Raw genomic sequence first — 18201 nt, 5'->3', positions numbered from 1 at the left:
TACGAACGACTTCCGGCGTGTTGATGAATAAAGCTATCGACGCACGACAATGACGGTGGTACGACGCCGTCGCGTCACAGCTACGTCGACGTGTCGCCGTCCGTCGTCACCGGAACGGCTGGTCTTTTATATACCATCGCTGCTAAACGTCGGACGAATGTCAACGCTCGTCTCTACGGGGGTCGAGGGCCTCGATTCGATCCTCTCCGGCGGAATCACGAAGCAGTCGACGGTGCTCGTTTCGGGCAATCCGGGAACCGGAAAAAGCATCTTCGGAATCCAGTATCTGTACACCGGCGTCACAGAGCACGACGAACAAGGGGTGTACGTCTCCTTCGAGGAGGATGAGGCTGATATCCGTGCGGCTGCCGAGTCGGTCGGATTCGAGGAGTTCGGCCAGCTCGTTGACGACGGACGGATCGCGATCCTCGACAAGCGACAGATGCTTCGGGAGGCTGATTTCTCGACGGCTGTCGATCGGCTACTCGACACGATCGAGGACGGCGATTTCGACCGGCTCGTTCTCGACTCGCTGTCGATGTTTCAGCTGTTCTTCGAGGACGAACAGGAGGAGCGGACGTATCTGCTGAAGTTCTCCGACATTCTCAAGGCGAACGGGCTCACCTCGCTGCTGATAAACGAACAGGGTGCGGTGTTTCCGGATACTGAAGTGGGCCTCGAGAACTTCCTCACGGACGGGAACATCTACTTCATCCAGACGCCGACGGACTCCGGTGTCAACCGGTACGTCTGGGTCGCGAAGATGCGCAAACAGGAGATCGACGCGGATATTTTTCCCATGGAGATCGGAGACGGGGGGATCACCGTCCACGAGCGGGCCGGCGGCTTCTCGATGATGGGACGATCGGACGAGCCGTCCTTCTAATCCGTCGACGATCTCGAACCGACGAGCTGCTCGTCGGTTGTGGTAGCCGAAAGCAGATCCGAGTCCGCCGTCAGAACGAGACGGGCTGGGCGTCGGTCGTCGGATCTCGGTCCGAGTAGAACCGGCGGCCGATCGCACGGTGGCAGACGCCGGCTCGGACGGTGTCGAACACCTCGTCCGGACGGTCGAAGGTCTGCTCGCCGAACCGCGCCAGCACGTCGCCGAGGCGCTCGGATCCGTCCGCGAGCTCTACGGTCGCGTTCCCGTGAGCCGCGATTATCTCGTCCGAAGTTGCCGGGTACTGGTGCCGTTCGAGCCGGTCGTCAATGCCGTTCAAGCGCATCATCGGTATGGAACCGCCGCAGGTTCTTAATGATTGTCCATGTATGACCTTAGCCGGAGCATATGCCTTATAGGTCCTTAATTGACGATCGTTTCCACATCACACTCCGGTTGCCCCTGCGGGTCGCGGCACCGCCGCTCGAACCGTCGGCGATTTGTGCGAGCCGCTCCGCCAACGCGTATGGACACCCGCTCGCCGTCCGACGGGATTGACGGGAACGGATCGATCGTGGCGGATCTCCACACACACACGACCGTCTCCGACGGAACCGCCACGATCGACGAACTCCCCTCGGCCGCTCGCGAGGCCGGGATCGACTGGATCGCCGTCACCGACCACGACCGGATCCATCCGGGCCTCGATGCGCCGGTCGTTACCCGTGACGGTGTCCGGATCGTACGGGGTATCGAGCTCCGCGTCGACGCGGGATTCGAGCGGATCGACCTCCTCGGGTACGCCGTTCGACACACCGACCCGCTGGACGCGGAGCTCGCTCGCCTCCAGGCGGACCGTCGGGAGCGTGGTGCGCGAATACTCTCCCGCGTCGAGGCGCGACTCGGCATCGACCTCGACGTCGAGCCGCGTCCCGGGCTCGGCCGACCGCACATCGCTCGCGCGATCGACGACTCCTCGGCTCCGTACGACTACGAGGACGCCTTCGACGAGCTGATCGGCGACGACGGTCCCTGTTACGTCGCCCGCCAGGTGACGCCGCTGGATCAGGGCGTCGAACTCCTCCGTGAGGCGTCTGCGATCGTCGGTCTCGCGCATCCGTTCCGCTACGCCGACGTCGACGCCGCCCTCGAGGTCGCCACGCGTCTGGATGCGGTCGAACGCTGGTACCCGTACGGCCGAGACGTCGACGCCGAGCGCGTCGACCGAGCCGCCGACGCAGCCGACCTTCTCCGCACGGGCGGGAGCGATGCCCACGACCGGACGCTCGGAACGGCGGGACTGACACGAGAGGCGCTTCGCCCGGTGCGTGCGCGGCTTCCGGACCCGGTCGACACGCCCTGAGCCGGTCGGCACGCCCTGAGCCGGTCGGCACGCCCCGACCAGTCTACAGATACGCAAGGCGAGTGCCTCGGGGCTTGTCCCGAGGTAGTTCACCATCCCGGCGTTCCGGGGGCACCCGCGTCGTCCTCGAGTCGGTGGACGAGTCGTTCGCGGTCAGGGGGGTCGAGATCAACAGACTCACCTTTCGACCCCGCGCGCTCGCGCCACGCGGCGGTCGCCCGGCCTCCCCACGAGTCCGCGTTTCGTGCGCGCTCGCGGGCGGTCGACATTCGCTCGCGGTCGACCGCCGACGAGCCCGGGCGTGAACCGACGGCCGCCCCCACGAACCGTGCCCGGTCGTCATCGCTCGCGCGGGCGGCGCGGAGTCGGTCGACGACGCCGTCGAGTTCGTCCGGGTCGGGATACGCGAACACTGTCGCCCCGATCGCCTGCGGGCCGAACGCCGGTGGCGGTAGATCCTCCGGGACTGCGGCGTCAAGCAGTCGGTCGCCGCCACCGGCCGCCTCGACCCGCTCGCACTCCGTTTCGACGCCGAGCTCCAGGTTTCGTCCGGGATACACCGCACAGCTCCGTGGGTACTCCTCGTCGCCGTAGATTCGACACTGCAGCGTCGTCGGATCGAGAAAGACGCAGGTGTCGAGCCAGCGGGCGGTTTCGGTACCGACCGGTGCGACCGGCTTCGGCGGCTTGCACAATCCGACGACGAACACCGGCCGCCCGCGGAGCGCTGCGAGCTCGACTCCATCGATCGTCACCGCGTCGTCGTCGGGTGCCGCCTCGAACAGGCGAGGGACGAGCACGTCGCCGAGGCCGCGGTCCAGCAAGTCGGCGATCTCGTCGCAAGTCAGGGGAACGAGGTCGTACGTGTCGTCCAGCGCCGGCCGTCGACCCGTTCGGTCTCCCGATCCGGCGGCTTCCGGGTCGACCGGTCGCCAGTCGACACAACATCCCGCACAGCCCTCACACCGAAGCTCCATCGTGTGATCCATGGGCACGAACGCTAAAAAGAGACACCCGCGAGGCGTCTACGCCCCTCGACGTTTCTCCACTGGCGACGGGTCGGTATCGTCGACGGCAGTTTCGACGACGTGGCCGTCGTCACCGATCAGTCGACGATGATCTCGGAGTCCGACCCGCCGCTCGTCTCGTCGTCGGTTCCGGTACCCATCTCCGTCTGATACCGCTGGATCCAGTCGGCGAAACACTCGGGGCAGAGCCGCTGTGTGTCGATGTTCGCTCGGTCGACGCTCAGCCTGACGGTTCTCGCGAGCGCGTCCGTCGTCGGCTCCCCGCAGGCGTCACAGGGCTCGTTCGTCGCCGCCTCGCTCATACCGACTCGTCGCGGCGGCGGCTCTTAAAAGTACGCGGACGTCGACGTCACGTCGTCCGAAACGCACGGTCGCCCGCGTCGCCGAGTCCGGGAACGATGAACCCCTCCTCGTTGAGATGGTCGTCAATGGCGACGGTGAGCAGGTCGGCATCCGGGAACGCCTCGCCGACTCGGACGAGACCGTCGGGGGCTGATACGGCCGAAAGCACGAACAGGTTCTCGTAGGTGGTCGCTTCGTCGACGATGTGGTCCAGGACGGCACAGATCGTCGAGCCGGTCGCAAGCATCGGATCGGCGACGATGACGGTGTCTTCCTCGCGGATCTCCGGCAGCTTCACGTAGTCGATGGTGATCGGAAACTCGCCGTCCGCGTTCATCCCTGCCTCCTCGTCCCGACCGGCGGAGATGACACCCTGTTTCGCTCGCGGGAACGCTTTTAAAAGCCCCTCGACGAACGGCGTCGCCGCGCGAAGCACGTTGACGATGACGACGTCGTCGAGCCCCTTCACGCGCTCGCCGGTCGTCTCCTCGAGCGGCGTTTCGACGGGGACGTACTCCGTCTCCATCGCGCCGTCGATGATCTCGTAGCCGCAGATCCGGCCGAGCTTGACAAGCCCCTTTCTGAACGCGACCTGCTCGGTTTCGACGTCCCGGAGTCGCGAGAGCGTGTCCTTCGCCAGCGCGTGCGTGATCAGATACGCGTCGTCGCGGTCTTCGATCGTCATCGTCACAGAGGCGGTCCGCCGCTGACTTAAAACCGGACGGAGCGGGCGTCGCGACTCTCCGCGGAGCCTTCCGACCGCCACACCCCCTGTCGCAGGTCGAGCCACGCGACGACGGCGACGTGCGGGAGGGTCATCGCCGCGATGGCGACGAGCGAGGCCGCGAGCAGGTCGCCCGCCTCGGCGACGCCGGCCGGTGCTATCGCTGCCACTGCGGCCACCACGGCGAACCCCCCAAGCGTCAGCGGTGCGGCGTCGCGAGCGAATCGTCGGAGCGCGACTCCGGTCTCTCGGTTCGCAAGGGCGATCGTGGCGCGGTCGTCGACGAGCAGGAGTCGCCCGACGTGTCGAAGCGCGTGCCAGCCCGCGAAGTACACGCCGATCGCGAACACGGGGGCCGCGAGCAGAAACCACGCCCACAGGACCCCGATCTCGCCCGTGTCCCGAAGCCATCCACGTCGATCGGCACCCTGTCGGCGAACTCGAAGTCCGCCGACACCGACCGCAGCGAGAGTCGCAACGCCCATGGCGATTCCGACGCCCGCACGCGTCGTCGGTGTGAACACCGGATCGACGGCCGCGGCCGCGGCCGTGGCGTCGGCGACGAACAGCCCCACGATCCACTCCGCGACGAGCCGATACTCGCCGGGATGTGACAGCAACGGGACACCCATCGGTAAGCCGCCGCGGACGAACAGCGCAAGCAGTCGGTCGCCGACGGTCCGCAGGTGGTCGACGCCGGCGACGCGAAGCGCGGCGACGTCACCCTGCCCCCAGTGGATCCAGGTGAGAGCGATGAATCCGACGAACGCCGCGACCGGGTCGAGAAAGAACGCGGCGACGACTGCCCCGCCGAGCACGGCATAGATGACGGAGACGACGACGACCGAGCGTCGCAGCGAGACCTCGCTCGCACGCAGGGGGACGAGATGGTCGACCGCACCGTGTGCCATCCCGATCACCAGCGTTCCGAGCGCGAACACCACGACGCCGAGCTCCACCGGAAACAGAGGGGTTACCGCACCGATCGGGAGCAACAGGGCGAGCGCGACCGCCGGATACAGCGCGAACAGTCGGTCGACCCGTCCTGCCGCTGCGGAGACGGGCGACTGCTCATCCATCACTGGCCTCGACCCCACTTTCCGTCGGCTCGGCAGTCGTCGGGTCGAGCGAGTCGACGAGGGACGTCCCCTCCGCGCGTCGCCGATCGTTCCAGTCGAGCACCCACTCGAACAGAACGAGTCCGTTGATCGTCATCAGGCTCGCCGACGCGAAAAACAGAGCCTCCTCGATCGGGAGGCCGAGCGGCGTGACTCCCGTAGTGAACTCCGGGGATATCACCCACGTTCCCATCTCGATCGCGATCCGATCGACGACCCAGAAGTACGCTGACGGCACGAGCGTCGCCGTCACCCATACCCGTGGCGTTCGGATCAGGTATCCGCCGCCGACCGCCCACTGCAGCGCCAGCACGGGCCCAACCCACGCGATGAGTCCGCCGAGATACAGATAGGAGGCGTCGAGCGAGACCAACCACAGCCCGACCGCGACGAGCGCGAGCCCGACGACAACACCGCCGATCCTCGGTCCGCGGGCGAAGTCCCCCTCGCGATACGTCGGATCGAAGCCGATTCGGTGCAGCGCGAACGCGACGATGAGCGTCTGGATGGCGAAGTACAGATACTCGCCGAGCGGGATCGATAGCGCTCGGACCAACACCGCCCCGTCGGCATACCACCACGTGCCCCGCTGGATCATGTAGCTGATCCACGGCGTGGTGTACGTGTATGCGATCGCGACGAGTATCGCGATCCCTGCGGTCGCTCTCCGCCGTCGCGTCCGGTCGTATCGGGGAGCGACGTACCAGAGCAACGCGAGCGGCGGCAGGCTAAAAACGAGATGAAACTGCAGATACGTCAACGTCGGTAGCATTGTATCACCCCATCTCCCGTCGCCATACTCCATCCTTCGCTCGCCCATCGATTAAGGATTGACCCGACGCTGTCAGGTGCTGCCGGTCGCTCCAACGTCGACCGACCTTGCCGGCTGGCACCGATATCGGGCGTTGCTCGGCCGCATCCGGGCGTTGCTCGGCCGCATCCGGGCGTTGCTCGGCCGCATCCGGGCGTTGCTCGGCCGCATCCGGACGTTGCTCGGCCGCATCCGGCCGACCCGTCACGGCCGTGTTGCTACGCTCGGGAGAGCACACGGTACCCTTCCAGCACCTTCCCGAGTCGGAACATGGAGGCGACGACGGCGTCACACGCCGACCGAACCGCTGGTTTCGGCATGAATCCGACGGAAAGCCCGGCGACCTCGAGCATCGGGAGATCGTTCGCCCCGTCGCCGACCGCGACCGTCAGGTCCATCGGCACGTCCAGCTCCGCCGCGAGCTCCTCGAGCGCGTCGTCCTTCGTGCCTTCGATAAGCGGTCCGTCGACGTTGCCCGTGAGCGTTCCATCCTCGATCGGTAGCCGGTTGGCGACGACCGTGTCGGCTTCGACGCCCTCCTTCGCGAGTGCGCGTTCGACTCCCCGTTCGAATCCACCGGTAAGGATGGCGACGTAGTGGCCGTCCGCCTGTAGCCGCTCGATCAGCCGAGCCGCTCCGGGTCTGACCGTCACGTCGTCGTACGCCGCCATCGCGTCCTCCTCGGAGAGTCCACCCAGAAGCTCCGCACGGCGGTAGAGGCTCTCCGCGTAGCTCAACTCGTCGTTCATCGCCCGTTCGGTGATCCTCGCTACTTCGTCGGCGACGCCGGCTCGCTCCGCGAGCAGCACCGTCATCTCCGAGTCCGAGAGCGTTCCGTCGAAATCGAACGCGATCAGTCGCATAGGTGACGTTCGGCCGACGATCCCTTTTAATCAGTCGTTCCGCGTGCCGGCCGATCGGGGGTGGTCCCGAGCGGAGCGTTTTTGCGACTGCCCCGTGGACGCGTACACGTGCTACGAGCCACCCTCGATGTCGACGATCTGTTGAAGATCGTCCTTGCGCTCGTGAACGTCGTCCTGATCGTGTTGTGGCTCACCGATCGGATCTGACCGATGTTCAGTCTCAACGTTCCGCTTCCACCGGCGGTCGATCGTCTCGCGGCGGATCTCCACCCGAAACTTGCGGGGTTCGATCGTATTCGAGAGCGACACACGCTCGTCGCGAAGCGCTTCGGCGCTGAGGACATCGGTGATCGAGGCCGCGGACCAGCGACGAAAGACGTCGCGCTCGCGGCGCTCCGTGACGATCTACGACCGCTTCTCGCGGAAACCGGTTCGTTCGACGTCACGATATCGGAGATAGCCACGTTCGAGACGCCCGCCCGGGGTCCCGGTCCGGTCGTGTACCTCGCCGTCGAAAGCGACGTGCTCGTTCGGCTCCACCACCGGCTGTGCGCGGCGTTCGATCCCGTACAGGGGATCGAAGGAGACGAGTACGAACCCCACGTCACGCTCGCGCGAGGCGGGGATCCGTCGACGGTCGACGCCCTCCTCGCGACCGACATCGATCCTATCGAGTGGCGGGTCCACGAGCTCGAGCTGTACGACTCGGAGTTCCGTGAGGTCGCCGGACGAATCGACCTCTGAGCGAGCGCTGCACCGTCTCCGCTCGTCCGACCGTCTCCCGTCCGACAGCTCGATCCGGGCTGCTCACCGTTCGTGAATACGCATCGGGACGGGATGGTCCGGATGCATCGTCAGTGATCCGCGCAAACTGATCTCGGGGCCCTCGTACTCCAGTCGATACGCCGAACAGACGCACGCGAGGATGATCTTCGCCTCCAACAACGAGAACGACTTTCCAATGCAGTGACGGGGGCCTCCACCGAACGGGAAGAAGGCGAACCGGGGGCGCGAGCGTCGCCGCTCGGAACGCCAGCGTTTCGGGTCGAACGTCTCCGGATCGTCGTACCAGCGGGGTGAACGGTGGATCACCCACTGGGGAAGCATCAGGGCCGCTCCCTCCGGGATCCGATATCCACCGAGCTTGACGTCGAGCTTCGGCTCGCGGAACATCGTGTACACCGGCGGATACAGCCGCATCGCCTCGTCGAGGACTCGCTCCGTCGCCGTCATCTCGCGGACGTCCTCCGTGGTCGGCTGCCCGTCCGCCGTCGCCGCGTCGGCTTCCTGCTCGACGCGGTCGCGAGCATCCGGGTGGTTCGCGAGGAGATAGAACGTGTACGTGAGCGTGAGTGCTGTCGTGTCGTGTCCGGCAAGCAACATCGTCACCAGCTCGTCGCGGAGGTTCTTCTCCGTCTGCTCGCCCCGGTCGCGCGCTCGAAGTAGGACGGACAACAGATCCATGGGTACGTCGGCGTCGGGATCGCCCGGCGGCCCACGGACGGTGACGCCGTCCGACCCCGCCAGATCCGCCGCGGGGTCCCGTTCGCTTCCGCGCCGTCTGGAAACGATCCCGTCGATCACGTCCTCGAGCGTCTCGATCGCGTCGTCGAACGCCCGGTTCTCCCGGGTCGGCACCCAGTTCGGAATCAGGAATCGTCGCGGATCCGGCTCGAAGCGTGCGCCGAGCGGTTCCAGATTCTCCTGTACCGTTCGGATCTCCTTCTCGGTAGCGTCCGCACCGAACATCGCTGAGACGATGATCCGGACTGTCAACCGAGCGATCTCCAGCTGGACATCGACGACGTCACCGTCTTCCCATCCATCGATCTGTCCCGCCGTATGCTCGACCATCGGGCCGGCGAGCGCGCCGATCCGCTGCGGATGAAACGCGGGATTTGCAAGGGACCGCTGCCGCTCCCACACCTCGCCCTCGCTCATCAGGAGGCCATCTCCGAGCAGCGTCCGGATGGCGTCGTCTCCGAACGACGGTTTACGGTATCGCTCCGCATCCTTGACGAGCACGCGTTGGATGTCGCCCGGGTTCGTGAGCATGTACGTCTCTCGTGGCCCGAGATCGAATCTGACGACATCACCGTAGCTCTCCGCGCAGCTCCGCATGAACGAGAACGGGTCGTCTGCGTACTGGCGAGCGTTACCGAACAGCGGGTCCCCGATCGGTCCCGGGGGCGTGACGGACATGTGAGCGCTGAGGGTTCAGCGAGGTTAAACGTTCGGCGGCGGCGAACGCTGTCGGGCCACAGCGTTCAAACGCGTCGGGCGACTATCCGAGCGCGATGGACGCCATGGCAGTTCGGGACCGTGCGGCAGACCTCCCGACAGAACCGGGCGTCTACCAGTTCCGAGACGGCGAGACGACGCTGTACGTTGGCAAGGCCGTCGACCTCCGCGCCCGAGTTCGGTCGTACGCTGACCCCCGATCGGCTCGAATTCGAGGGATGGTCGACCGCGCGGACGACATCGAGTTCGCGGTTACCGACACGGAGACTCAGGCGCTGTTGCTCGAGGCGAACCTGATCAAGCGCCGTCAGCCGCGGTACAACGTCCGGCTGAAGGACGACAAATCGTATCCGCTGGTCGCGTTTACCGACCACGAACTTCCCCGGATAGAGATAACCCGCGACCCCGAGGAAGGAGCGGTCGCCTACGGTCCGTTCACGAACAAGGGTCGGGTCGAAACGGTCGTGAAGGCGATCCGCGACGAGTACCGACTCCGGGGGTGTTCGGACCACAAATACGAGAACCGCGACAGACCCTGTCTCGACTACGAGATGGGGATCTGCTCGGCTCCGTGTACCGGCGAAATCGGCGTCGAGTCATACGCCGAGGACGTGCGATCGGCTCGGCGATTTTTCGAGGGAGAAACCGGGACGCTCGCGGACCCGCTTCGGCGTCGGATGGAAACGGCGGCCGAGAACGCCGAGTTCGAGCGTGCAGCGAACCTTCGCGACCGGCTGGAGGCGGTCGAGACGTTCCACGAGGAGGGGGGCTCTGCCGTCTCCGACCGCGCGGACGATCGCACCGTGGACGTGCTTGCGGCCGCGATCGAGGGGGACGTCGCCCGCGTCGCTCGGCTTCACAGCGAACGCGGACAGCTCGTCGACCGGAGCCGGCACCGGCTGGACGCGGCCGCGGTCGACGCCACGAGCTCCGCTCCGGATCGATCGGACGAAGCCGGTCAGGATACGACTACGGCGGAGCCCAACACCCCGGCTGCGGTGCTGTCGGCGTTTTGTACTCAGTACTACGCCGAGCGGGAGTTCCCGGATGCGGTGCTGCTCGCCGAGCGACCGTCGGATCCGGACGTGGTCGACTGGCTCGAGCGCGAAGGCGTCTCCGTTCGCGTCCCTGGTGCGGGCCGGGAGGCAAAGCTCGTCGAGCTTGCCCTGAAGAACGCCCGCCAGCGCGACGGCCGGGATGATCCGGTGGCGGCGCTCGGTAACCGGCTTGGGGTCGACAGACCGGATCGGGTCGAAGGGTTCGACGTGAGTCACGCCGGAGGTCGGGATGTCGTCGGCTCCGACGTTTGTTTCGTCGATGGAACCGCCGAGACGGCGGCGTATCGACGGAAGAAGCTCACGGAGCAAAACGACGACTATGCGAACATGCGTGAGCTCGTCCGATGGCGTGCCACGCGGGCCGTCGAGGGGAGAGACGATCGTCCGGATCCGGATCTCCTCCTGATCGACGGTGGTGAAGGACAGCTCTCCGCGGCGCGGGACGCGCTCGCTGAGACCGGATGGGACGTTCCGGTCGTCGCGCTCGCGAAGGCGGAGGAGTTGGTCGTGACGCCGACCGGACCGCTTCGGATCCCGGACGACGCGCCGGAGCTACATCTCCTCCAGCGCGTGCGCGACGAGGCACATCGATTCGCTGTGCAGTACCACCAGACGGTTCGCGACGAGGTGCGGACGGTTCTGGACGACGTGCCGGGAGTCGGACCGGAGACGCGTCGGCGACTGCTGCGGCGCTTCGGTTCGGTCGGAAACGTTCGCGAGGCGTCCGTCGACGATCTCACTGACGTCGACGGGATCGGGACGACGACGGCCGAACGGATTCGCGACCGGCTGTAAAAAGCGGGTGGAGATGGACCGGGACGGCTCCGGCGTGCGGTCGTCGAAGCGGTCGTGAGCGGAGTTACGCTATCTTCTCGTACTGCTCGGAGAGCTTCTCGGCGGCCGCATCGAGCAGCTCGGACTCGTACTCGTCGAGCTCCCACTCGACGATCGCCTCGACGCCGTTGGAGCCGAGCTTCGCGGGGACGCCGATCGCGGTGTCGTCGTAGCCGTACTCACCGTCGAGCACGAGCGAGCAGGGGAGCACCTCGCCGGTGTCGTTGAGGACGGCCTCGACCGTGTGCGCGACGCCAGTCGCGGGCCCCCACTGCGTTGCGCCCTTGCGACTGATGACGTCCATCGCGGACTCCTGTAGATCCGAGAGGATCTCCTCTTTCTCGTCGGCGTCGAACTCGGGATCGCGGCCGTTGACGCGGACCTTCGAGAACACCGGCGCCTGTGCGTCGCCGTGCTCGCCGAGGATCGTCGCCTCGACGTTGTTCACGGGCGCGTCGAACCGCTCGGCCAGCACGTAGCGGAACCGTGCGGAGTCGAGCCGACCGCCGAAGCCGATCACCGTGTGTCGGTCGCGGTCGCCCGCCTCGTACAGGTGTCGGTTGAGCAGATCGACCGGGTTCGAGGTGGTGACCGTGATGAAGTCGTCGTTGTACTCGGCCAGTTGGGAGCCGATATCCTCCATGATCGGGGCGTTGTCGCCGGCCAGATCGATACGGGTCTGTCCCTCCTTCCGGGGGATGCCGGCCGTGATCACCACGACGTCCGAGCCCGCGGTGTCCTCGTACTCGCCCTGCCGGACGGTGGTGTTCGAGTCGTACGCGACACCGTGGTTCGTGTCCGCCGCCTGACCGATCGTCGTCTCCCGCTGGTCCGGGATGTCGACGAACACGAGCTCGTCCGCCACGTCACGCAGTGCGAGGTTGTAGCCGGCCGCGGCACCGACGGTGCCCGCGGCTCCGACCACGCTAACTTTCGTCATGCCACGTGGAATCGCGACCGGCCGCCGAGTAAACGTTTCGGAACGGACGACACACTGCCTCGTGCGTCGATATTCGATTCGTCAAGCGTCGAATACAGCGGGGCTGGTGGCGTCCGATCGTCGCGAAAACCCTAACTCCCGGGACCGCGGACGTTCATCTCGTGCCGAGGTTTCGCTACCCGTGTCCCGGCTGTCGGACGACAAACAGTCTCCACGACGTCGACTGCGAGTTCGAGGGCGTGAACTGGCCGACGATCGAGAAGGCGTACGTGGATCTCCTCACGGTGCTCACCGCGGACCGGGACGGCGTCTCGGAGTCGACGCTTCGCGACGCGGTCGACGGGGAGTGGAGCGGTCTCCACAAGGCGGCGCTCGACACGCTCGAGCGCGAACAGCGGGTCGTCCGCGAGGACGGGACGCTTCGGCTGCTGACGGCTGCGGAGTTCAAAGAGCTCGTCTCGGAGCCGACCCGCGAGCCGATGCGAACCGTGTACGAGCACGGCTCCGTCCCCGGCTGTCACGACAACGCCGTTTTCGCGATGATCGCGTGGTACGAGATGGTCGGGCTCTCCTGGCCGGAAACGCGAGAGAACGTCATCGAATGGCTCCGTACGTCCGGCGCGTGGGACCGAGGTGGGTTCGAGGAGTCCTCGCCGGCGGAGCTCGTCGACAAGAAACGCCACGTGTACGATCAGGGATACGGCTGGAAGGAGAAGGGACAGGCGGCCAAGCGAGTCATCGAACGGCATCGCTGAGGCGGATCCGACGACGCGAGCAGTTGACCGCGAGCCGGGATGGATGATCGACTCGTGTGGGTGACGGCGCGCCAAAAGGGATCACCCCCGAGTGGAGAGACCCCGCTAGTCGCTCTGGATACGTGGCGCGAGCATGTACGTTACGCTCCCTAACCCCTCGCCGAAGCCGTAGTGGAGTTTGACGGGGAACTCCTCGCCGAGCTCGACCGTGACCTCGGCATCGCCGGGGATCGCCTTGTTCATATCTTTGAGATAATCGAGCGAGAACAGCGAGTTGGCGGGCCCGGCGGTGAGCGCGATCAGGTCCTCGCGGGTGAGCTTCAGGTCGACGTCGTCGGTGTCACCCTCGGCTTCGATGTAGAACGCCTCGTCGCTTTCGTCGACGCGGAGGCGGATGTGGTCCGAAACCATGTCGGCGGCTTTCACGCCGCGGTTGAGCTGTGCGCCCTCGACGACCATCTCCGCCGGGAGGTCGAGGTCGGGGATGTCGGGTTCCTGTCTGATCGAGTCGGGGTCGATGAGCGCGAGCGTGTACGAGAGCCCGTCGATCTCGATGTGGAGCTTGCGCGTCTCCTCGTCGAGTTCGAGGTGGATCAGGTCGCCGGAGTTGGCCATGCCGGCGATATCCTCGAGGCGGGCGAGGTTGACGCCGATGACGCCGCCATCGGCCTCGTACGATTCGAACGCGGCCGCCTCGAGCGCGAGGTCGACCATGCCGACGTTGGCGGGGTCGACGGCCCGGATGGAGAGCTCCTCCTCGTTTAAGCGGATCTTACACTCGTCGACCAGCACGCTCACCGAATCGAGCGCGTCCTGCAGCGTCGACGCGCCCACGATGGCCTTGAACATATACGACGGGATACGGCGGTATGCCCTAAAAAGGCACCCGATCCCGCTGACGAACGCGGGTGCCGTATCTTATCCGGAATGCGGATGCCGTGTCCCATCCGGCTTCACGTCGTGCGCGCACGCGAGAAGACCCATCGCCGGCTCCGCCCGGCTGCTCGGCGGTTCCGATCTTCGGTGTCTCCGGCGGACCGTCGCGGTGCTGTGGCAGTGCTGGCGGACCGTCGCGGTGCTTTGCGGTACGGTGGGCTCTCTCGCTGTTTTTTGTAGGAGGCGGGGGAGCGCCCGGTCGCTGCGTCGGGCGGGGTGTTACTGGCTCGACGAGAGATTTCGCCAGACGTCGTCGAGGCGGTTCTTCACGGCGGAGCGCTCCTCGACCTCGATCGTGACCCCCTCGCGGAAGTCGACTTCGACGCCGTCGACCTTCCGGCGGTACACTTTCACGCGGCGGTGCTCGTCCGACAGCGGGCGGTCGTGAAGCTCCAGCAGGTCGGCCTCCTCGAGCTCGTTGATCCGGCGGTAGCAGGTCGCGATCGGGACGTCGAGCTCGTCGCTCAGGTCCTGGGCGGATTTCGCCTCGCCCGTCGCGCTCAAAATGTCCGTGTTGTACTTGTTGCCGAGCACCGTGATCAGGTCGTCCCCCGCCATTCTCGTTATCGTATTTGATTGTTAGACCTAAAAGTATATCGGAGCGCGGACGCCGGGGCAGACGCTCGGTGAGTCCGCGTCAGACGCCGCCTGCGCGATCCGTTTTCGGTCATCCGTCGTCGTGGATCGGTCGTCCTTATCGTTGCTGATACTCAAGGGGAGAGGTTTATGAGCCATCTATCGTGAGGTGGTGTATGGAGCTGATCGAGGGGTTGTATCTGTTGACGACGACGGTTCTCGCCGCTGCGGGGTTGACGCTGCTCGCGTTCGCGCTGTCGGCGTATCACGACTCCGGGCGGACGTCGATGGCGTGGCTCGCGGTCGGGTTCGGGCTGCTCGTCGTCGCCGCGGTGACGACACCGATCGCGGCGTTTCGGACGGGGTTCGCGAACCCGGAGGCGCTGCTGCTGGTAAACACCGGGCTGTATGCGGCATCGACCGTGCTCGTTGCCGGGAGCCTTGCCGTCTACGAACCCGGAACGCGGGAGTTCGTGATCTCGGATACGGATCTCACCGAGTTTCAGAACTGATAACGAGATCGAGAGAACGCGGTTTCTATCGAAATTTTTGATTGTGAAATAAACGCCAAAATCGCCAGACGACAGCTTGTTATCAGTTCGGATATTTGGCCCCGAGCCGTTAAGTAGGAAATGGCCATCTCATCTGGTAACGCCCGCCGGGCAGGCCGGGGGCCGAAGCAGAACGAAACCAATGTTCGAACGCATACTCGACGAGGAAGAGCGCGGTCAGGTTGGTATCGGCACGCTCATCGTGTTCATCGCGATGGTGCTGGTGGCGGCGATCGCCGCCGGCGTGCTGATCAACACCGCCGGGTTCCTCCAGACACAGGCGGAGGCAACGGGCGAAGAGAGTACGGCGCAAGTGAGCGAGCGGCTCGACGTCGTGAGCCAGTCGGGCGTCATCGCGGATGACGCTGCCGGCTCCGGCGAGAAGGGCATCGGCACGCTCGAGTTCGTCGTTGCGTCCGCGGCCGGCGCGAACAACGTCGACCTCGACGAGGTAACCGTCGAGTTGGTCGGCGCTGACGGCCAGGAGACGTTCGAGCTCGGCGACGACGACCCGGCCGACGTGAACATCTTCACGAATGGGAACGACAACGTCCTCACCGACAACAGCGACCGCGCGGAAGTGACGGTCGATCTCGAGGACGCCGGTGTGTTCGACGACGCCGGCTACGAGCTCAACGAGGGCGAGGACCTCACCGTGACGTTCACCACTGCGGCCAGCGCATCGACGACGACCGAGATCCGCGTCCCGACGACGCTCGTCGGTGACGACGGCGACTCAGTGAGGCTATAACAATGTTCGAGTTCATAACTAACGACGACCGCGGTCAGGTGGGCATCGGTACCCTCATCGTGTTCATCGCGATGGTGCTCGTCGCCGCTATCGCCGCGGGCGTCCTGATCAACACGGCAGGGTTCCTGCAGTCGCAGGCGGAGGCAACGGGCGAGGAGAGTACGGATCTGGTGTCCGAGCGGATCGAAGTGATGAGTTCGGTCGGGATCGTCAGCGGTGATACGGAAACGCTCGATGAGATGCGCATTACCGTGACTGGCGCGCCCGGCGCGGACGACATCGACCTGACCGACACGACGATTCAGGCGGTTGGCCCCGGCGGACAGGAGAACTTGGTGTTCACTGATAGGGCGTTTGAGTTGGATCGGTCTGATGGGCCTAACGAGGCCCGTCTGCAGCAGACCATCCCAGACGATGTCGAAAGCGTTCAGGTGTACATTACCAATATTGATGATGTGGATACCGTTGGCGAGCTAACTGTGAGCACTGATGGCACAGGTGATGACGTGACCGTTGAAGCCGACAGCCTTGATCAGGAAGCAGTCAACGAGGTCGATATCTCCGGATTCGATCTTGAAGCTGGTAACACGATTACAGCAGATTTAGACGGCAATACTGACACTACCGACGTGGAAGCACTCGAGTTAGACGGTGTTGATGAGAGTGACGTTACGGACGACGAGGTCGCGATTCAGCCAGATATCCGTGCGGATACCACGGACATCGAGGTCGCATACGGAACGGAGAGTACGAGTGACGCGGACTTCTTGCTCGTGTCCGTCGATGACGGAGAGGATGAGACTCTCATCGATGCGATAGACGTCGACCCAGATGTAGACGAAGTGGTTGAAGAGGTCGAGCTGACCGACGTCGACGTCGACGCTGATGACGACATCAACGTCCAACTTTACCAGGGTGACCAGTTATCAGACGACACAGTTGGCGCGGAGGAAACCACCAACGTTGACGAGGCCCTCGGTCTCAACCAGATCGAGAAGCTCAACCCCGGTGAGTTCGCGGTCGGCTCCGACGGCGCGTTCCGTTCGGGTTCGGAGGCCGTCCTCGACGGGCAGAACCAGTACACGGTGCTGCTGAACCCCGGATCGGGCGCGTTCGAGGATGACGGCGCGTTCGGCGAGGGCGACGAGGCGACGCTCGACATCGTTTCGCCCGCGGGCGCGACGACCCAGGTCGAGCTGAACGCCCCCGACCTGTTCAGCGAGGACGGCGAGGCAGTCCGGCTCTAACGAGCCACGCACAGTGCGGTAATCGGCTTCCCCCGGAACACCTATTTTTCGGCGCGCGCTACCACACCCCATGAGTGACGACGACGTCCCGCCGGCCGACCCCAACGACCTCGACTTCACCGACGACGAGCGCGTCGCCGAGATCGACGAGGGCCGCTACGTCGTCGGCACCGACGGCCGGCCGAAGGTCGACCGCGCGCCGCGCGATCTCGACGACGACTCCGGATTCACCGCCGCCACCCCGGAAAACGCCGCCGCCCGCGCGCCGACCCGCGCCGACCCCGGGCAGCAGGCCGGCGACGCGAACGCTGGCGGGCGGAGCGGTCCGGGCGCGAGCGGCGCGAGCGGCGGCGGCGACGTCGACCGCCAGGCGGTGAGCCGCTGGCTCGCGACCTCCTTCGAGGACGACGGGTTCACCTACGGCCTCGACGCCACGCTCCACGCCGAGGGGTCGACCACCCGTAACCGGATGGTGTCGAACGACGTCACCGCCACCTTCGACACGCTGATCTCGTGGTTCGCGAGCAACGCCGGCACCGACGCGTCGCCGCCGGAGGCGCTCGGCCTCCTCCTCGTCGCCGCCGACACCCCCGTCGACATCCCGCCGATCGCGATCAAACGCTTCGCCGCGAGCCAGGGGCTCTCCGCGAACGACTCCATCGGCGACCTGATCGACGCCGCCGAGGACGCCGGCGGGTTCCGGATCGACTGAGCACCGTTCCGGGTTTATAAGCCAGATCGGGTCGAGAGGCGCGGCACCTCATACGGGTGAATGGGTGGATCTATGACACTCAGCCACGACGTATCACAACACAGTGTGTTACTACCTCCCAAACAGAATCTGGGCGTTCATTCATTTGTAGAGTCTTTTTTATCTATTTCGTTTAGCGATATCGGCGAGCACACCAATCACCACCTAGCTAACTCCGCAACTATTATGTGTATGTCCATCTTGTATTCGGTGTTCACCGATGACGTCCAAATCCGTGACGGCTGCGCTGACGCTGTATCGCTCCCGCACGCTGACGCTCGAACAGGCCGCAACGATCGGCGGCTGCACCCCCGAACAGCTCGCGTCCAGCGCGCAGGCGTTCTCGCCGACTCCGGACGACCACGCCCCCGACTCCTAACTCCGGCTCCGTCCTCGTCGCGACGTCGACCCGCGCCGAAACCCGTAGGT

21 protein-coding genes and 1 pseudogene are annotated in these 18201 nt (G+C 65.4%); 11 read left to right on the top strand and 11 right to left on the bottom strand.

Annotated elements, in window-relative coordinates:
• The first annotated feature begins 157 nt into the window (after positions 1–157).
• Positions 158–886, top strand: coding sequence for an RAD55 family ATPase (locus ACYQ0R_RS13735; RefSeq protein ID WP_459824811.1), 729 nt, complete (start codon positions 158–160; stop codon positions 884–886).
• Between the two features lie 70 nt (positions 887–956).
• On the opposite strand, the gene ACYQ0R_RS13730 is transcribed toward ACYQ0R_RS13735, so the two are convergent.
• Positions 957–1229: a DUF5789 family protein gene (locus ACYQ0R_RS13730; protein WP_459824808.1), complete on the bottom strand. Its 273-nt coding sequence runs from the start codon at positions 1227–1229 to the stop codon at positions 957–959.
• 180 nt (positions 1230–1409) lie between these two features.
• On the opposite strand from ACYQ0R_RS13730, the gene ACYQ0R_RS13725 reads away from it, so the two are divergent.
• Complete coding sequence (locus tag ACYQ0R_RS13725) at positions 1410–2246, top strand: PHP domain-containing protein (protein WP_459824805.1); 837 nt, start codon at positions 1410–1412, stop codon at positions 2244–2246.
• An 89-nt stretch (positions 2247–2335) separates the two neighbouring features.
• Here ACYQ0R_RS13725 and ACYQ0R_RS13720 read toward each other — a convergent pair whose 3' ends face one another.
• From ACYQ0R_RS13720 to serB, 6 genes are all read right to left on the bottom strand, one after another.
• The gene (locus ACYQ0R_RS13720) at positions 2336–3223 is read right to left on the bottom strand and encodes a YkgJ family cysteine cluster protein (protein WP_459824803.1); all 888 of its coding nucleotides are present in this window, start codon (positions 3221–3223) and stop codon (positions 2336–2338) included.
• Positions 3224–3351: 128 nt separating this feature from the next.
• Positions 3352–3576 carry a DUF7569 family protein gene (locus ACYQ0R_RS13715; protein WP_459824801.1) on the bottom strand — a complete coding sequence of 75 codons (225 nt, stop codon included), beginning with the start codon at positions 3574–3576 and terminating at the stop codon, positions 3352–3354.
• A 47-nt stretch (positions 3577–3623) separates the two neighbouring features.
• Positions 3624–4301: a uracil phosphoribosyltransferase gene (upp, locus tag ACYQ0R_RS13710; RefSeq protein ID WP_459824799.1), complete on the bottom strand. Its 678-nt coding sequence runs from the start codon at positions 4299–4301 to the stop codon at positions 3624–3626.
• A 26-nt stretch (positions 4302–4327) separates the two neighbouring features.
• Complete coding sequence (locus ACYQ0R_RS13705) at positions 4328–5419, bottom strand: Brp/Blh family beta-carotene 15,15'-dioxygenase (protein WP_459824796.1); 1092 nt, start codon at positions 5417–5419, stop codon at positions 4328–4330.
• Positions 5412–6230 carry a lycopene cyclase domain-containing protein gene (locus ACYQ0R_RS13700; RefSeq protein WP_459824793.1) on the bottom strand — a complete coding sequence of 273 codons (819 nt, stop codon included), beginning with the start codon at positions 6228–6230 and terminating at the stop codon, positions 5412–5414. The genes ACYQ0R_RS13705 and ACYQ0R_RS13700 overlap by 8 nt, the downstream gene beginning before the upstream one ends.
• A 257-nt stretch (positions 6231–6487) precedes the next feature.
• Positions 6488–7132 (bottom strand): phosphoserine phosphatase SerB, encoded by a 645-nt coding sequence (gene serB / locus ACYQ0R_RS13695; RefSeq protein ID WP_459824791.1) that lies wholly within the window; start codon positions 7130–7132, stop codon positions 6488–6490.
• 108 nt (positions 7133–7240) lie between these two features.
• Here serB and ACYQ0R_RS13690 point away from each other — a divergent pair, with 108 nt between their 5' ends.
• Together ACYQ0R_RS13690 and ACYQ0R_RS13685 are read left to right on the top strand one after the other, a co-directional pair.
• Complete coding sequence (locus ACYQ0R_RS13690; protein ID WP_459824788.1) at positions 7241–7339, top strand: DUF7554 family protein; 99 nt, start codon at positions 7241–7243, stop codon at positions 7337–7339.
• 3 nt (positions 7340–7342) lie between these two features.
• The gene (locus ACYQ0R_RS13685; protein WP_459824786.1) at positions 7343–7876 is read left to right on the top strand and encodes a 2'-5' RNA ligase family protein; all 534 of its coding nucleotides are present in this window, start codon (positions 7343–7345) and stop codon (positions 7874–7876) included.
• A gap of 63 nt (positions 7877–7939) precedes the next feature.
• Here ACYQ0R_RS13685 and ACYQ0R_RS13680 read toward each other — a convergent pair whose 3' ends face one another.
• Positions 7940–9334 (bottom strand): cytochrome P450, encoded by a 1395-nt coding sequence (locus tag ACYQ0R_RS13680; RefSeq protein ID WP_459824783.1) that lies wholly within the window; start codon positions 9332–9334, stop codon positions 7940–7942.
• A gap of 95 nt (positions 9335–9429) precedes the next feature.
• Between ACYQ0R_RS13680 and ACYQ0R_RS13675 the strand changes: the two genes are divergently transcribed.
• The gene (locus ACYQ0R_RS13675; protein ID WP_459824781.1) at positions 9430–11226 is read left to right on the top strand and encodes an excinuclease ABC subunit C; all 1797 of its coding nucleotides are present in this window, start codon (positions 9430–9432) and stop codon (positions 11224–11226) included.
• A gap of 64 nt (positions 11227–11290) precedes the next feature.
• Here the strand turns inward: ACYQ0R_RS13675 and mdh are convergent, their stop codons facing one another.
• Complete coding sequence (mdh, locus tag ACYQ0R_RS13670) at positions 11291–12205, bottom strand: malate dehydrogenase (protein ID WP_459824778.1); 915 nt, start codon at positions 12203–12205, stop codon at positions 11291–11293.
• A gap of 161 nt (positions 12206–12366) precedes the next feature.
• Here mdh and ACYQ0R_RS13665 point away from each other — a divergent pair, with 161 nt between their 5' ends.
• A complete protein-coding gene (locus ACYQ0R_RS13665) occupies positions 12367–12960 on the top strand; it encodes a DUF7474 family protein (RefSeq protein ID WP_459824777.1) in 594 nt (197 codons plus the stop codon).
• A 105-nt stretch (positions 12961–13065) separates the two neighbouring features.
• Here ACYQ0R_RS13665 and ACYQ0R_RS13660 read toward each other — a convergent pair whose 3' ends face one another.
• Positions 13066–13809: a DNA polymerase sliding clamp gene (locus tag ACYQ0R_RS13660; RefSeq protein ID WP_459824775.1), complete on the bottom strand. Its 744-nt coding sequence runs from the start codon at positions 13807–13809 to the stop codon at positions 13066–13068.
• A 306-nt stretch (positions 13810–14115) separates the two neighbouring features.
• Positions 14116–14454 carry a helix-turn-helix domain-containing protein gene (locus tag ACYQ0R_RS13655; RefSeq protein ID WP_459824773.1) on the bottom strand — a complete coding sequence of 113 codons (339 nt, stop codon included), beginning with the start codon at positions 14452–14454 and terminating at the stop codon, positions 14116–14118.
• 194 nt (positions 14455–14648) lie between these two features.
• Between ACYQ0R_RS13655 and ACYQ0R_RS13650 the strand changes: the two genes are divergently transcribed.
• The 5 genes and pseudogenes from ACYQ0R_RS13650 to ACYQ0R_RS13630 all read left to right on the top strand — a co-directional run bounded on the left by ACYQ0R_RS13650 (position 14649) and on the right by ACYQ0R_RS13630 (position 18151).
• Complete coding sequence (locus ACYQ0R_RS13650; protein WP_459824771.1) at positions 14649–14984, top strand: hypothetical protein; 336 nt, start codon at positions 14649–14651, stop codon at positions 14982–14984.
• A gap of 181 nt (positions 14985–15165) precedes the next feature.
• Positions 15166–15774 carry a flagellin gene (locus tag ACYQ0R_RS13645; protein WP_459824769.1) on the top strand — a complete coding sequence of 203 codons (609 nt, stop codon included), beginning with the start codon at positions 15166–15168 and terminating at the stop codon, positions 15772–15774.
• Positions 15775–15776: 2 nt separating this feature from the next.
• Positions 15777–16274 (top strand): annotated as a pseudogene (locus ACYQ0R_RS13640) (flagellin); the annotation flags it as partial.
• Between the two features lie 817 nt (positions 16275–17091).
• A complete protein-coding gene (locus ACYQ0R_RS13635; protein ID WP_459824767.1) occupies positions 17092–17733 on the top strand; it encodes a DUF7500 family protein in 642 nt (213 codons plus the stop codon).
• A gap of 259 nt (positions 17734–17992) precedes the next feature.
• Positions 17993–18151 carry a DUF7317 family protein gene (locus ACYQ0R_RS13630; protein ID WP_459824765.1) on the top strand — a complete coding sequence of 53 codons (159 nt, stop codon included), beginning with the start codon at positions 17993–17995 and terminating at the stop codon, positions 18149–18151.
• Positions 18152–18201: the final 50 nt, after the last annotated feature.

The organism is Halorubrum luteum (assembly GCF_054652935.1).
This window is presented reverse-complemented; position numbering and strand designations above follow the sequence as displayed.